We start from the raw sequence: 15,853 nt of genomic DNA on the forward strand, positions 1-15,853 counted from the left end.
CGAATGCGACCGATGACGGACCGGGCCACGAGGGTAGCGAGGTGTCCATAGCCAGTATCGAGACGGTCCGGCCGGCCGCGCAGGCAAGCGCGGGCGGCCCGGCTCCGGTGATCGACGTGCGTTCGGCCGGCTTCGTCGCCGACGGCCGGGTCGTGCTGCACGCGGTCTCGATGCAGGCCGGCCGCGGCCAGATGATCGGCCTGATCGGGCATAACGGCTCGGGAAAAAGCTCGCTCATCAAGCTGCTCGCGCGGCAGCAGGCGCCCGGCTCCGGCGAGATCCTGCTGCACGGGCGGCCGCTGTCCGCGTGGGGCGCGCGCGAGTTCGCGCAGCAGGTCGCGTATCTGCCGCAATACACGCCGCAGAACCTCGACATGACGGTCAGCGAACTCGTCGCGCTCGGCCGTTATCCGTGGCATGGCGCGCTCGGGCGCTTCGGCCCCGACGATCGCGCGCGGGTGCAGGACGCGATGCGGCTGACCGACGTCGAGCGGTTCGCGGACCACATGGTCGATACGCTGTCCGGCGGCGAGCGCCAGCGCGCATGGGTGGCCGCGCTGATCGCGCAGGATGCGGGCTGCCTGCTGCTCGACGAGCCGACTTCGGCGCTCGACATCGCGCATCAGGTGAGCGTGCTGCAACTGCTGCGCGACCTGACCGACAGCGAGCAGTTGACCGTCGTCGTGATCCTGCACGATGTGAATCTCGCGGCGCGCTTCTGCGACCAGATGATCGCGCTGCACGACGGCCGCGTGCTGGCGGCCGGTTGTCCGGACGCGCTGATGCGCGAGGACGTGCTCGAATCGATCTACGGCATACCGATGGGGGTGTTTCGCCATCCGGAGAGCGGCGCGCTGATCAGCTTCGCGCGCTAGGCGGCACACGCTGCGCGAGCGCGCGACGCAGCCGGACTTCATGCGCCGCGCGGCCGGCCGGCACGCCCCTCGAACTGAAGGACACGCAAATGATGAATGACTCGGATTCGGTAGCGGGCGGCGGCAGCTTTGCGAAAGCGGTGTTCCGGCTGCTGCGGCCATACTGGGTGATCGTTCTCGTCGCGACCGCGATGGGCGGCGTGAGCGGCCTGTGCACCGCATGGCTGCTCGCGGTGATCAACGACGGACTGCACGCGCCGGGCGGCATCACCGGGCGCATGGTCGGCACGTTCGTGCTGCTGTGCGTCGTGACGCTGTCGGGCAACGCCATCGCGGGCATCGCGAACAGCGTCACCGGCCAGAAGATCATCGCCGCGCTGCGCAAGGACATTGCGTCGCGCATCGTCTGCGCGCCGATCCCCGAACTGGAGCGTTACCGGATCCACCGGCTGCTTGCGACGCTGAACAGCGACATCGACACGGTCAGCGCGTTTACGTTCGGCTTTCCGAGTTATGCGGTGGCGCTCGCGGTGGCCATCGGCTGCATCGGCTATATGTTGATCCTGTCGCCGGTGCTGTTCGTGATCGCCGCGATCGCGATCGTGCTCGGCGCGCTGGTGAACCAGTACGCGTCGGGCCAGTGGGCGCGCCACTACGAGGGCGTGCGCACCGCGCAGGACGATCTGCAGAAGCAGTACCGCGCGATCACCGAGGGCGCGAAGGAACTGCGGATCAACCGCGAGCGGCGGCTGCGGGTGTACGGCGTTCAGTTGACCGACGCGGCCGACCGCATCTCGGATCTGAAGATCAAGGCGATGCGGCTCTTCTACGGCGCGGGCGCGGTGGGCTCGACGCTGTTCTTCGTCGTGATCGGCGTGATCCTGCTGATGCAGCATCAACTCGGTGTCGATTCGCGCGTGGTCAGCGGCTTCGTGATCGTGCTGCTGTACGTGCGCGGACCGGTGGAGCAACTGGCCGGCGTGCTGCCGACGCTGTCACAGGCGCGCATCTCGTTCCGGCGTATCGCGGAGCTGTCCGCGCAGTTCCAGACCCGCGAGGCGCGGCTGCTGACCGCCGTGCTGACCGATGGCGAGCGGCGCGATGCGCGGCAGCCGGACAGCATCGAACTGCGCTCGGTCGTCTACGCGTTTCCGAAGGTGTCGGATGCGCCGCCGTTCACGCTCGGGCCGATCGACCTGAAGATCGAGCGCGGCGAAACGCTGTTCATCATCGGCGAGAACGGGTCGGGCAAGACCACGCTCATCAAGATCCTGCTCGGTCTGTATGCGCCGCAAGGCGGCCAGTTGATGCTCGATGGCGAGCCGGTGGGACCGGACGGCCTCGACGATTACCGGCAACTGTTTTCCGCGGTGTTTTCCGATTACCACCTGTTCGACGACATCGTCGCGAGCGACCCCGCGCTGATCGTGCAGGCCGCCGCTTATCTGGAACAGTTCGAGATCGCGCACAAGGTCAGGATCGAGAACGGCGTGTTCTCGACGATCGACCTGTCGACCGGGCAGCGCAAGCGGCTCGCGCTCGTGCATGCGCTGCTGGAGCAGCGCCCGATCATGATGTTCGACGAATGGGCCGCCGATCAGGACCCGACGTTCCGCCGGATCTTCTACACGGAGTTCCTGCCGGAACTGAAGCGGCAGGGCAAGACGCTGATCGTGGTGTCGCACGACGACCGTTATTTTGGTGGCGCGGACAAGATCATCCGCATCCGCGACGGCAAGATCGTGCAGCAGGGCGACGGCGCGTCGTTTGCGTATGTGCATGTGAAGGCGGGGGAGGATCTGCAGAAGCTCGGCAGCTAGTTGCAACAAACGGCTCGACCGGAGCAGGCGTCTTTCACGCAGGCGGCATGTGGCGGTCCCGCACAAAAAACGACGGCCGGTCTCAAGACCGGCCGTCGTCGTTTCGACACCGGCGCGTCACGCGCCGGCGATCCCCATCACTTCAGATCGAAGCGATCGAGGTTCATCACCTTGTTCCACGCGGCGACGAAGTCCGTGACGAACTTCTGCTGCGCGTCCTCGCTGCCATAGACCTCGGACAGCGCGCGCAACTGCGCGTGCGAACCGAACACCAGATCGACGCGCGTGCCGGTCCATTTCAGTTCGCCGGTCGCGCGGTCGCGGCCCTCGAACAGTTCGGCTTCCTCCGACACCGGCTTCCATTCGGTGCCCATGTCGAGCAGGTTGACGAAGAAGTCGTTCGTCAACGCGCCCGGCCGCTTCGTAAAGACGCCGTGCGCGGTCTGCCCGACGTTCGCGCCGAGCACGCGCAGGCCGCCGACGAGCACCGCCATTTCCGGCGCGGTCAGCGTCAGCAGTTGCGCCTTGTCCACCAGCAGCGCCTCGGGGCGGATCGAGAACGGGCGCTTCTGATAGTTGCGGAAGCCGTCGGCCGCCGGTTCGAGCACGGCCATCGAATGCACGTCGGTCTGCTCCTGCGACGCGTCCATGCGGCCCGGCGCGAACGGCACCGTCACCGCGTGGCCGGCGTCCTTCGCCGCCTTCTCGACCGCCGCGCCGCCGGCGAGCACGATCAGGTCCGCAAGCGACACCTTTTTGCCGCCGGCGGCCGAGCCGTTGAAGTCGGCCTGGATGCGGCCGAGCGTTTCCAGCACCTTCGCGAGCTGCTCGGGCTGGTTCGCGTCCCAGTCCTTCTGCGGCGCGAGGCGGATGCGCGCGCCGTTCGCGCCGCCGCGCTTGTCGGAGCCGCGGAACGTCGCCGCCGACGCCCACGCGGTCGACACCAGTTGCGGCACCGACAGCCCGGACGCGAGCACCGTTTCCTTCAGCGCGGCGATGTCCGCGTCGTCGATCAGCGGATGGTCGTTCGCCGGAATCGGGTCTTGCCACAGCAATTCCTCGGCCGGCACTTCCGGGCCGAGATAACGCGCGCGCGGACCCATGTCGCGATGCGTGAGCTTGAACCACGCGCGCGCGAACGCGTCCGCGAACGCATCCGGGTTCTCGAAGAAGCGCCGCGAAATCTTTTCGTACGCCGGGTCGGCCCGCAGCGCGAGGTCGGTGGTCAGCATCGACGGCGCGCGGCGCTTCGTCGGATCGTGCGGGTCCGGAACGGTGTTCGCGCCGGCGTCGCCCTTCGGCTTCCATTGATGCGCGCCGGCCGGGCTTTTCGTCAGTTCCCATTCGTAGCCGAACAGGTTCCAGAAGAAGTTGTTGCTCCATTTCGTCGGCGTGCTGGTCCAGATCACTTCGAGGCCGCTCGTGATCGCGTCGCCGCCGACGCCCGTGCCGTAGCTGCTCTTCCAGCCGAGACCCTGCTGCTCCAGCGGCGCGGCTTCGGGTTCCGGGCCGACATTCGACGCCGGGCCGGCGCCGTGCGTCTTGCCGAACGTATGGCCGCCCGCGATCAGCGCGACGGTTTCCTCGTCGTCCATTGCCATGCGGCCGAACGTGTCGCGGATGTCACGCGCGGCGGCGAGCGGGTCCGGATTGCCGTCCGGGCCTTCCGGGTTCACGTAGATCAGGCCCATCTGCACGGCCGCGAGCGGGTTTTCGAGGTTGCGGTCGCCGGAGTAGCGGCTGTTCGGGTTGTCGCTCAACGCGAGCCACGCGGTTTCGCGGCCCCAGTACACGTCCTCGTCCGGTTCCCATACGTCCTCGCGGCCGCCCGCGAAGCCGAACGTCTTGAAGCCCATCGATTCCAGCGCGACGTTGCCGGTCAGGATGATGAGGTCGGCCCACGAAATCTTGCGGCCGTATTTCTGCTTGACCGGCCAGATCAGCCGGCGCGCCTTGTCGAGGCTCACGTTGTCGGGCCAGCTGTTGAGCGGCGCGAAACGCTGCTGGCCCGAGCCGGCGCCGCCGCGGCCGTCGCCGGTGCGGTAGGTGCCGGCGCTGTGCCACGCCATGCGGATGAAGAACGGGCCGTAGTGGCCGAAGTCGGCCGGCCACCATGCCTGCGATACGGTCATCAGCGCGCGCAGATCCTGCTTCACCGCTTCGAGGTCGAGGCTGCGGAATTCGTCCGCATAGTTGAAGCCTTCGCCCATCGGGTCCGACAGCGGCGAGTGCTGGTGCAGGATGTTCAGGTTGAGCTGATTGGGCCACCAGTCGCGGTTCGTCGTGCCGCCGCCGGCGGTGTGTTTGAACGGGCACTGCGCTTGAGTCGACATGTTAATTCTCCTTTAATCATCTGCCGCCGGGGACAGCGGACGCCAGGTGTCTCCGGACTTTCGCCCGGAAAGCAGACCTGTTTGACAGTTGCAGAACAGAAAAACCGACAGGCCAAGGGGACGCCACCTGACCCACAGTGGCTTTTTTTCGGCACATTATGTCCTGCCCGGCGCGTTAATGCTTTGAGCCCTACCAATCCGGCGGGCGGTACGCGTGGGACGATTGAATTCTTTGGAAAAAACCGGATGCAACGCGCTCCGGAAACCGTCCGCACGACTCGCCAGGAGGATTCAACTTACCCGAGTCCGGTTGCGGAAACAATCATGGGGGGGCCGGCTCGCGCGGATAGTCGCCGGTGTCGGCGGCCCGCGCCGGATACTGGCCGCAGGCCGGCTTTCGGGCGAGCGGTCAGAACGTCTCCCAGTCGTCCGATCCGCTGCCGGCGCTCGATGCGGCCCGCGCTTTCGGCGGCATGGCGTTGGCGACGCCCGGCGGCGCGGAGGCGGGTTTCGTCGTCCTGAGAACCGGCGTGCGTTTCGGCGCCGCAAGACGCCTGGGCTCGCTGCGCGACGGCAGCGTGGTTCTCGCCGCGGACTGCGCCGCTGCGGACGCGAACGCGGACACCCGGAACACGTTGACCGCGTCCTTCAGCTTCGCCGCCTGCTCCTGCAACGACTGCGCGGCGGCGGCGGCTTCCTCGACCTGCGCCGCGTTCTGCTGCGTGGTTTCGTCCATCTGCACGATCGCCTGATTCACCTGCTCGATGCCGCGGCTCTGTTCCTCGGACGCCGACGCGATCTCGCCCATCAGGTCCGACACCTGCGCGATCGCCTGCCGGACTTCGCCCATCGTCGCGCCCGCGCCCTCGGCCTGCCGCGAGCCTTCCTCGACGAGCCGCACCGACGACTCGATCAGCGTCTTGATCTCTCCCGCGGCCGCCGACGAGCGTTGCGCGAGGCTGCGGACCTCGCCCGCGACCACCGCGAACCCGCGTCCCTGTTCGCCGGCGCGCGCGGCCTCGACTGCCGCGTTCAGCGCGAGGATGTTGGTCTGGAAGGCGATGCCCTCGATCAGCCCGTTGATCTCCGAAATCTTGCCGGAGCTTTCGCGGATCTTGCCGATCGTCGCGACCATCGTCTGCACGGCGTCGTGACCGGTGCCGGCTTCGCGCGTCGCGTTCATCGCGAGCTTGTTCGCTTCGCGCGCGTTGTCGGCGTTCTGCTTCACGGTCTCCGTCAGTTGCGCCATGCTCGCGGCCGTCTGTTCGAGCGACGCCGCCTGTTCCTCGGTGCGCGACGACAGGTCGATGTTGCCCGCCGCGATTTCCGACGCGCCCGTCGTGACGCTCTCGGTGCCCGCGCGCACGCCGGTCACCACCGAGGACAGGCTGTCGCGCATCGTCTTCAGCGCATCGAGCAGCGCGCCGGTTTCGTCGCGCGAGGTCGAATCGATCGCGACGGTCAGGTCGCCGGACGCGACCGCGTGCGCGATCTCCGACGCGCGCGTGATCGGACGGATCACGCTGCGCGAGATCGTCCACGCGATGAAGCCGCCGAGGAGCACCGCGAACACGCCGAGCGCGAGCATCAGCGTCGTAAACGAACTGGCGATCGAACGGGCTTCGACCGACAGGTCGCGGCTCATCTTCTCTTCGAGGTCGATCATCGCGTTGATGCTGTCGAGCCAGTCGTTGAACGCGGGGCGCGCTTCGCCCAGCAGCACGCGGTCGGCTTCCGTGAGATCGCCGGACTGCCGCAGCGCGATGACCTTCGCGATCAGCGGCAGCGTGCGCGCCTCGACGCTCTTGATGCGCGCGAGGTCCGCGCGCTCGTCGGCGGTGACGTCGGTGCCGGCCGCGAACATCTGGTCGAGCGGCCGCGCCGACTGCGCGTATTCGTCGGTGAGCTTGCGGATCAGATCCTCCTGCGCCTGGAGGCCGCTGTCGCTGCCTTCGAGCACGACGTCGCGCAGCGCGATCGCGCGGTTGTGGACGCTGCCGCGAAAGTTGATCGCATAACGCTGCTTGACGCCGTTCAGTTCGCTGATCGTCGACAGGCTCTTGTTGATCCGGCCGACCTGGACCGCGCCGACCGCCGTCAACGCGAGCAGCAATACGAGCACCGCGCCAAAACCGATTGCAAGCCGTCCCCCGATTTTTATGCGGGTAATATTAAGCATGAATATTCCATTGAATAGGTTCGACGCAATCCGTGGCGTCACCCGAAAACACGCAATACAGGCATACCCGAAGCTCGACAATCTGGCCTGAGCGCGACTGTGCACCGGTTAACGGAAGCGATTAACTGAAATTGAGTGCCGAATTGAATAATGGGCAATTGATTGATTTCATCGGTTCAATAGGGGGTTCCGCAAACGTTTTTTTCAGATTGTTAATTACTGGGAGCGGCTATTTATCGGGGTAAAACCCGGCGCGGTGCGGCTGATAGGGCTGTCAGATCGACCTCATCTGTCGTCTGGACGACAATGGCGGATACGCCAGACCGAAGCAGCGACAGGGAAAGGCAATGGATATCCGAATCGAAAATTATGAAGCACCCGCATAACAACTTTCGGGCGGGATAAGTTTCTGGCGCATTCAGGGAATTCGGCGCATTCAGAAGAAAGTGATTTCCGATTTTGTCAAGCCAATACCGTCTTTATATTTTTCGCCGGTGCGCTAAAGAATCCGGCGACCGGGGACGTAAAAGCGCTCATCCTCAACCCGAATCATGAAGGTCCATGTTCCGTTCTGTAATTCTTCAACGAGTCACCCTGATTGCGGCATTCGTTGAATCATGACCTGGCGCACTTCGGGAACTGATGACCGCGACGACGACGCGGACGACACGCTGCACCTCTACGGTCCGGCGTGGCAGCCGGCGCTCGACCGCCTCGCGGCCGAACTGCGGCGCAGCGGCCGCGCGATCGTGGACCGTTTTTATGCGGGGCTCTCGACGCTGCCGCGCTCGCGGCAGTTTCTCGACGTGCTGTCCGCGGATGAACTCGGCAACCTGAAGGCCCATCAGTTGCAGAACCTGCTGATGCTCGCCACGCCCGACCTCACGTTCGAGCGCCATCGCGCGATCGCGCTGCACGTCGGCCGCGTGCACGCGATCGTCGGCCTGCCCGCGGACGAGGTGATTCTCGGCCAGGAGGCGCTGCACGTCGCCGTTCGCCGTCATGTGGACTCCGCCGTGCACGGCGAGGCGCTCGCGCTGCTCGGCCGGCGCCTGATCCGCGACATCGCGTGGCAGATCGAGTCGTATCTGCGGCTGAAGGGGGCGCGCTACGAAACGGTCCAGCAGATCACGCAGCTTGCGTGGGACGTGGGCAGCTACACCGACCTGATCGTCGAAGTCGCGCAGACGCTCGGCGCGCACGACGAGATCGCCGGCTGCTCGTTCGGCCGTCCCGATGGGCACGGCAAGTTCCGCTTCGAGTCGATCGCGGGCGCGAACACCGAGTCGTATTTCGCCGCGCTGGAGCGTTCGGCGGGCGGCCCGATCAATTCGATGGACGCGGGGCCGGTCGGCCGCGCGTGGCGCAGCGCGAAGATCGAGCGCTGCGTGAACTTCTCGACCGATCCTCGCATGAGCCCGTGGCGGCCGGCGGCCCGCGCGGCGGGTTTTCGCAGCAGCGTCGCGATTCCGCTCGCGGAGCCCGGCGGCCGGCCGGTCGCGGTGCTGACGCTGCACAGCGCGCTGCCCGGCGGTTTCGTGTCCGACGATCAGGCGAACTTCCTCGTGCAGTTGCAGATGCTGCTCGTGTCCGCGATCCGGCGCATGGAGAACCAGGACGGCATCACGCGCACGGTCCGCTACGAAACGCGCCGGCGCTGGGCCGAGCTGCTGCGCTCGGACGCGCTCGAAATGCATTACCAGCCGGTCGTCGACCTGAAGAGCGGCCGCGTCACGAAAGTGGAGGCGCTCGCGCGGCTGCGCGACGGCGACCGGCTGCTGACGCCGGCCGTGTTTTTTCCGGCGCTGTCGTCGGACGACTTCCTGGAGCTGTACGCGCGCGGGCTGCGGCAGGCGCTCGCGCAGCGCGCCGGCTGGCTGCGCGCGGGTTTCGACGTCGGCGTGTCGGTGAACCTGCCGTCCGGCGCGTTCGGCGACGACCGTTATTTCGACGCGACGCAGCGCGCGTTGAGCGAATACGCATGCCCGTCGCCCGGCCTGACGCTCGAAGTGCTCGAAACCGACGAGATCGCGTCGGGCGCGAACGTGCTCGGCGAACTGGCGCGCTTCAAGGGGCTCGGCATCCGGCTCGCGGAAGACGATCTCGGCTCCGGCCATAGCAGCCTGACGCGGCTGCGCGAGCTGCCGTTCGACGTGATCAAGATCGACCGCAGCATCGTCACGCTGGCCGACGACGACGCGTCGGACGTGCTGCGTTTCGTGTACCAGTTGACCCGGCTCGGCCATTCGCTCGGCAAGCAGGTGATCGTCGAGGGCGTCGAGAATCGCGAACTGCTCGAAGCGATCGCGACGCTCGGCGTCGACGCGGTGCAGGGTTACGTGATCGCGCGGCCGATGCCGGCCGCGGACCTCGAACGATGGATCGCGCAATACCAGCCGCTCAGCCTGCCCGATCATTCCGGCTCGCACAGCCCGCTCGTGCGGCTCGCGCGGCTGCTGCTGTGGGAGGAGCGGCTGTACCTGCATCTCGCGGGGATGGCGTCGCCCGCGCGCGTGGGCGCGGACGAAATGGCGGGACGCCCGCGCCGGGAACCGGCCCTGCCGCCGGAATTGCCGTTCGGCTCGATCGATACGGCGCTCCAGCAGGCGCTCGTCGATGCCGCGCTCGAACACGGAATGATCAGCCCCGAGTACGGCGCGGCGCGGCGGCGTCTGGTCGGCGTGCTGACCCGCCGTTAGCCGTCGCCTCCGGAAACAAACGCCGCTCCGCCGTGATGAACCCAACCGATATTCGATGATTTCCATGGACTGTCGTACCAACGCCGAACCGGCCGGCGCGCCGCGCGCGCGAGACCGGAGCAGCCATCAACACAGGCTGCGCCCCGATGTCGATTCGCGCGCTGCTTGACCGCGGCCTGGTCGCGTGTTGCGGCGTGCTGCTCGCGCTGTTCGTGCTGCTGCTGTCGAACGGATGGCGCGCGTTCGCCGCCGCCGGCGACGCGCTCGCGACGTTCCGCACGTTTCGCAGCGCGCTCGTCGCGATGGAGACGGTGTCGGCCGAACGCGCGCCGACCAACGGCGCGCTCGGCGAGGAATGGCCGGTGCCCGAGCCGAAGCTCGCCGCGTTGCGCGCCGCGCGCCGTGCGAGCGACGACGCGCTCGCGCTGTTGTCCGCGCGGCTCGATGACGAAACCTGCGAGCCGTGCCGCGCGGAACGGCCGGCGATCGACGCGGCGCGCAGCGACCTGCTGCTCGCGCGCGCGAACGCCGACCGGCTGTTGCGGCTGCCGCGCGCGGAGCGTTCGCAACCGGCGCTGGACGACGCGGTCGCGCGGATGGTCGACGTGATTCCGCAGTTGCAGCCGGCGGTGTATGCGGCGGACCGCAGCATCGTCACCAGCGACGCGGGCAGCAGCGACATGACCGACTATCTGCGGCTCGCGAGTCTCGCGGCATTGCTGCGCGAGCAGGCCGGGCTGCTCGGCTCGCGCTTCACCGGCGCGCTCGGCGCGCGTCGGCCGTTGAGCGGGAGCGAGCAGCGCGACATCGCGATGTCGTATGGGCGCATCGGCCAGTTGCGCGAGCTGATCGATTCGCTGACGCGCAGCCGCACCGACGCGAAGATGAACGACGATGCCGTGCTCGCCCGGATGCGCGACCAGTATTTCGGCGCGGGGCTCGCGTATGCCGGTTCGGTCGAGGCGCTCGCGAGCCGCGCGGACGGCGCGCCGCCGTCGACCGCGCAGTTCGCGCAGCGTTACGTGCCGCTGATGCGGCCGATCGTCGATTTCCGCGACGCCATGCTGAACCGCGTCGAGACCGGCCTGCGCAGGCATCGCGACGCGCTGCTGGTGCGGCTCGCCGGCGGCGGCATCGGCCTGGTCGCAGTGGCGATCGCGCTGCTGCTGGGCGCGCGGCGTTTTCGCCGGCGCATCATCGTGCCGCTCGCGGACGCGACGCACGAGATCGTCGCGGTCGCGGCCGGCCGCCCGAGCGCGGATATCGCGCCGCACGCGTACAGCGGCGAGATCCGCGAACTGTTCGACGCGGTCCGCACGCTGAAGGCGAACACGCTCGACCGGATGCGCTCGATCGAATACGCGAGCCTGATCCAGCGCGCGATGCTGCCCGATCCGTCGATCGAGGCCGGCTTCGGCGCGAATCATTTCGTGCTGTGGAAGCCGCGCGACGTGGTCGGCGGCGACTTCTACCTGTGCCGCCGCAACGCGGACGGCGACCTGGTCGGCGTGATCGACTGCGCGGGCCACGGCGTGCCGGGCGCGCTGATGACGATGACCGCCCGCGCGCTGTTCGAGCGCGCGATGGAGGCGACGCCGCTCGACGATCCCGCGGCGATCCTGCGCCGCACCGACGACGGGCTGCGCCGGATGCTGAGCCGCGAGCGGCTCGACAAGGTGCTCGCGGGCAGCATGGACGCCGGCCTCGTGTTCGTCGATCGCGTGCGGCGGCGCATCGTGTTCGCCGGCGCGAAGATTTCGCTGTTCGCGACCGACGGCCGCGACGTGCACGAGCACAAGGGCGCGCGCCGTGCGATCGGCGACCGGCGTCGCGGCGAATACGACAACGTCGAGGTGGCATTGCGGCCGGGCTGGACGTTCTATCTGGGCACGGACGGCCTGTTCGACCAGGCCGGCGGCGACGACGGTTTCGGCTTCGGCGGCACGCGTTTCGCGTCGATGCTGCGCGACCACGCGCATCTGCCGCTGGACGACCAGGCGCGCGTGTTCGAGGCGACGCTCGACGCATACCGGCGCGGCCACCCGCAGCGCGACGACATGACCCTGCTTGCGTTTCGCATTGACTGACGAGGACCCACGGATGGAATCGCTGGACCTGCTGAGCCTGCGCGAACAGTACACGCGGCAACGCATCATGCTGTGCTTCAACGGCCCGATCTCGCGCAGCCTGCTCGAAGAGATCGGCAATGCGCTGCGCGGCTACATGGAAGCCGAGCAGGCGACGCCGAACGAGGCGATGGACGTGTTCGCCGTCTACATCGAGATGACGCAGAACATTCGCCGCTATACGGCGCAACGCGGCTACAACGAGCAGACTGCGACCGCGACGGTCGCGATCGGCCGCGGCGCGGCCGACGGCTACGTCGTTTTCGCGGGCAACGTGGTCGAGCGCGACGACGGCCTGCGGCTGATGCGGACGATCGACGCCATCGGGCGCCTCGACCCGGCCGACCTGAAGGCCGCATACCGCGCGCAGTTGCGGCGGCCGCGCGAGCGCGCGCCGGGCGGCGGCGCGGGACTCGGGCTGCTGGGCATCGCGAGGAAGAGCCGCGTGCCGCTGCAGCCGTCGCTCGCGGACCAACCTGACGGACGCGCATTCTTCAGCCTGCGCGCCGTGATCTGATCGGGCATTACATCATGAGCAACCAACTTGTTATCGGCGGGACGCCGTCCACACCGTCGATCGACGGCGACTGGCAGGCCGGCGTCCTCGCGATGAGCGGCGATTCGTATCCGGAGAACGCGTACGAACTGTTCGACCAGGTGACCGGCTGGATTCGCCGCTTTTTCGCCGCGGAACCGCGCCCCCTCGCGCTCGAATTGCAACTGCTGTATCTGAACACCAGTTCGATCAAGGCGATGATGGAGATCTTCGACCTGTTCGAGGACGCGCATCGCGAAGGGCGCGCGGTGCGCGTCGTCTGGTACTACGACAGCCACAACGAACGCGTGGCCGAACTCGCGGCCGAGTTTCGCGAGGACTGCACGTTCGAATTCGAGATCCTCGCGCGCGACGAGGATCCGCGATGAACGACGAGCTGGACCGGATGGTCGAGCAGTTGCTGGCCGACCCGCAATACGAAGGGCATCCGCTGCGCGCGGCGCTGTCGCTCGTTTATCGGCGCGCGCTCGGCCAGAACGCGCGCAGCGAGCGGATCGCGCAGATCTCCGACGGCTTCCAGGCGATGGCGCGCGACGCGCACTCGACGCTGTCCGGGCGTTACGAGAGCCAGTCGAAGCGGCTCGGCAAGATCCTGCGCATCGCGGACCGCTATCAGGCGCTGATGCGCGATCGCAACGCGCTGTTGCAGGAAGCGTCGATGCTCGATCCGCTGACCGGCATTCCGAACCGCCGGCAACTGATGGTCCGGCTGAACGAGGAGAGCGCGCGCTCGGCCCGCACCGGGCGTCCGTTCGTGATAGCGATGCTCGATGCGGACTACTTCAAGCAGATCAACGACCGCTGGGGACACGACGTCGGCGACCGCGTGCTGATGGAACTGGGGCACGCGATGCTCGCTTCGAAGCGGCAATACGATCTGTGCGGACGGTGGGGCGGCGAGGAATTTCTGCTGGTGCTGCCGGATACGACGCTCGACGGCGCGGGTACGGTGGTCGAGCGGATGCACCGGAACATCGCGGAAGTCAGGGTTCCGGTCGGGGATCGCGACGAGACGATCGGCGTGACGGTCAGTATCGGTGCAGCCGTGTCTATGGCCGGCGAAACTTATGCGCAGACGCTCGGGCGCGCGGACGCGGCGCTGCGCCGGGCGAAGCAGGAAGGGCGGAACCGGACGGTGTTCGACGGACGGTAAGGGGCGTGCGCGCGGTTCGCCTCGCGCGTTCTTCTTGATGCGATGCCGGCGGGCGCAAGCGGCTTCACTCTCAGCCCGTCAACCCCGCGCGCGGCGCGGCAGGCCCGCGGCCGCCAGCACCGTGAGCGCATGCAGCGCGGCAAGCAGCAGGAACGCGAAAACCCACGCATGCGGCTCGCCGCTGCCGCCATGCGTCTCCAGCATCCACGCAAGAAACAGCGCGCAGAGCGTGGTCAGCGTCGGGCCGCCGAGCCGCTGGACGATGTTGAGCGTCGTGGTGGCCATCGGCAGATCGCGTCGCTCGATCGACGCATACGCGACGGAGATCGCCGGCAGTCCCACCGCGCCCTGTCCCATCCCGCGAACGAACAGCGCCGGAACGAGCACGAACAGATCGAGCCCGCGCCCCGCCAGCCACGCGAGCGCCAGCGTCGCGCACAACGCGAGCGCCGCTCCGCCGGTCGCCACCGCGCGCGCGCCGAAACGCCCGGTCAACAAGCCGAGCGACGGAAACGTCAGCATCATCCCGAGGCCGAGCGGCGCGAGCAGCCATCCCATCATCGCGGGCGACTGGCCGCACGCTTCGATCAGGAACAGCGGAATCAGCATCTGCCCCGCGAACATCACGCCGTTCGACAGAAACTGCGCAACCGACGCCACGGCGAAGGTCCTGCTGCGAAACTGGCCGAGATCGATCAGCGCGTGTTCGGCCTTGCGTTTTTCCACGCGCAGGAACCCGACGAGCAGCACGAATCCCGCCGCCATCGCGACAAGTCCCGTGTGCCGACCGATCCGCTCCGCGCCGAACAGCACCAGCGCGAGTCCCGGCGACAGCAGCAACAGGCCCAGCCAGTCGAGTTCGCGCTGCTTGCGCTCCTCGCGGTCGTCGGGCAGGAAACGCAGCGCCAGCACGAGCGCGAGCAGGCCGACCGGCAGATTCACGAGGAACAGCCAGCGCCACGACGTGTAATGCAGGATCGCGCCGGCGATCACCGGGCCGAGCAGCGGCCCGAGCAGAATCGGAAACGCCGCATAACCGGCGATGCGCGTGAACTGGTCTCCCGCCGCGCGTTTCATCATCATCTGCGCCATCGGCGCGAGCAGGCCGCCGCTCACGCCTTGCAGGATGCGAAAGCCGATCAGCGAGTTGGCCGACCACGCGAGGCCGCAGAGCGCCGAACTGATCGTGAACACCGAAAAGCACCACAAATACAGGGCTTTTCCGCCGATGCGATCGACCAGCCAGCCGTTCAGCGGCAGCACGAACGTCAGCGCGAGCAGATAGCCGCTCGTGACCCACTGAATGACCGGAAGCGTCGAATGCAGATCCTGCGCGAGACTCGACAGCGACACGTTGACGATCGTCGCATCCAGCTGCGCGAGCAACGACCCGAGCACCGCGACGGCCGATATCTTCCAGACCGAAGGATCGAGTGCTGCCGCGGTGCGCGGCCGGGTTGGCCGGTTGTCCCTGTCCATGCGTCGTGCCGCTCAGACGCTGTGTGAGTCGAGCAGCGCGACGATTTCCTGCGTCGTGCCGGTTTCGCCGAGACGCGGAAAGATGCGCGACACGCTGTTGATATGCGCCGCTTCGCTCAGGTCGGTCATCGCGTCGATGGCGAGCGTCACGTTGAACCCGAGCGCGTAGGCTTCGCGCGCGGTCGATTCGACGCCCATGCTGGTCGCGACGCCGGCCAGCACGATCTGGGTGACGCCAGCCGACTTCAGCCGCGATTCGAGACCGGTGCCGAGGAACGCGCCCCACGTGTATTTGGTGACCCGATGATCCTGCGGCTGCGGGTCCAGTTCGGGCAGCAGGTCCATCCAGTCGTCGGGGAGCGGCATCGACGCCTGCGACTGCTCCGTGCGCCCCGGCGCGCGTCCGCCGGCGTTGACCAGCACGACCGGCAGTCCCCGTTGACGAAACGCCGACGCCAGCTCAGCCGCCTTCGCGGTGACGGCGGCGATCGGATGAACGGCGGGAAGTCCCGCAATGCCTTTCTGCAGATCGACGACGATCAGGGCGGTGTGCGGGTCGAGGGTGGTCACGCTCATGATGGGTCATCCTGATCGGGGTGGGGAGAGAGACGGGCGAACGTCCGCTGCGCTTCG

The 15,853-nt window shown here is 67.6% G+C and carries 11 protein-coding genes; 7 read left to right on the plus strand and 4 right to left on the minus strand.

The features are described from left to right. Positions 1-47 precede the first annotated feature (47 nt). Both BLV92_RS29540 and BLV92_RS29545 read left to right on the plus strand, forming a co-directional pair. Positions 48-875 carry an ABC transporter ATP-binding protein gene (locus tag BLV92_RS29540; protein WP_373681870.1) on the plus strand — a complete coding sequence of 276 codons (828 nt, stop codon included), beginning with the start codon at positions 48-50 and terminating at the stop codon, positions 873-875. 89 nt (positions 876-964) lie between these two features. Further along, positions 965-2,695: a cyclic peptide export ABC transporter gene (locus BLV92_RS29545; protein WP_090552555.1), complete on the plus strand. Its 1,731-nt coding sequence runs from the start codon at positions 965-967 to the stop codon at positions 2,693-2,695. A 137-nt stretch (positions 2,696-2,832) separates the two neighbouring features. Here the strand turns inward: BLV92_RS29545 and katG are convergent, their stop codons facing one another. Then, positions 2,833-5,028, minus strand: coding sequence for a catalase/peroxidase HPI (katG, locus tag BLV92_RS29550; RefSeq protein ID WP_090552557.1), 2,196 nt, complete (start codon positions 5,026-5,028; stop codon positions 2,833-2,835). Between the two features lie 409 nt (positions 5,029-5,437). Then, positions 5,438-7,207 (minus strand): methyl-accepting chemotaxis protein, encoded by a 1,770-nt coding sequence (locus BLV92_RS32990; RefSeq protein WP_090552558.1) that lies wholly within the window; start codon positions 7,205-7,207, stop codon positions 5,438-5,440. 617 nt (positions 7,208-7,824) lie between these two features. Between BLV92_RS32990 and BLV92_RS29560 the strand changes: the two genes are divergently transcribed. The 5 genes from BLV92_RS29560 (at position 7,825) to siaD (ending at position 13,741) form a co-directional block, all read left to right on the plus strand. After that, positions 7,825-9,906 carry an EAL domain-containing protein gene (locus tag BLV92_RS29560; protein WP_090552561.1) on the plus strand — a complete coding sequence of 694 codons (2,082 nt, stop codon included), beginning with the start codon at positions 7,825-7,827 and terminating at the stop codon, positions 9,904-9,906. Between the two features lie 146 nt (positions 9,907-10,052). Then, positions 10,053-11,993, plus strand: a complete 1,941-nt coding sequence (locus BLV92_RS29565; RefSeq protein WP_090552563.1) for a SpoIIE family protein phosphatase — start codon at positions 10,053-10,055, stop codon at positions 11,991-11,993. Between the two features lie 13 nt (positions 11,994-12,006). Continuing rightward, positions 12,007-12,549: a biofilm regulation protein kinase SiaB gene (gene siaB, locus BLV92_RS29570; protein WP_090552566.1), complete on the plus strand. Its 543-nt coding sequence runs from the start codon at positions 12,007-12,009 to the stop codon at positions 12,547-12,549. A gap of 14 nt (positions 12,550-12,563) precedes the next feature. Further along, positions 12,564-12,956, plus strand: coding sequence for a biofilm regulation phosphoprotein SiaC (gene siaC, locus BLV92_RS29575; RefSeq protein ID WP_090552568.1), 393 nt, complete (start codon positions 12,564-12,566; stop codon positions 12,954-12,956). Beyond that, positions 12,953-13,741: a biofilm regulation diguanylate cyclase SiaD gene (gene siaD / locus BLV92_RS29580; protein WP_090552571.1), complete on the plus strand. Its 789-nt coding sequence runs from the start codon at positions 12,953-12,955 to the stop codon at positions 13,739-13,741. The genes siaC and siaD overlap by 4 nt, the downstream gene beginning before the upstream one ends. A gap of 78 nt (positions 13,742-13,819) precedes the next feature. Here siaD and BLV92_RS29585 read toward each other — a convergent pair whose 3' ends face one another. Both BLV92_RS29585 and BLV92_RS29590 read right to left on the minus strand, forming a co-directional pair. Further along, positions 13,820-15,220, minus strand: a complete 1,401-nt coding sequence (locus tag BLV92_RS29585) for a DHA2 family efflux MFS transporter permease subunit (RefSeq protein ID WP_090552574.1) — start codon at positions 15,218-15,220, stop codon at positions 13,820-13,822. A gap of 12 nt (positions 15,221-15,232) precedes the next feature. Continuing rightward, on the minus strand, positions 15,233-15,796 hold the full coding sequence (locus BLV92_RS29590; protein WP_090552577.1) for an isochorismatase family protein: 564 nt from the start codon (positions 15,794-15,796) through the stop codon (positions 15,233-15,235). Positions 15,797-15,853: the final 57 nt, after the last annotated feature.

The sequence above is a fragment of the Paraburkholderia caballeronis genome, assembly GCF_900104845.1.
GTDB classification, from domain to species: Bacteria; Pseudomonadota; Gammaproteobacteria; order Burkholderiales; family Burkholderiaceae; genus Paraburkholderia; species Paraburkholderia caballeronis.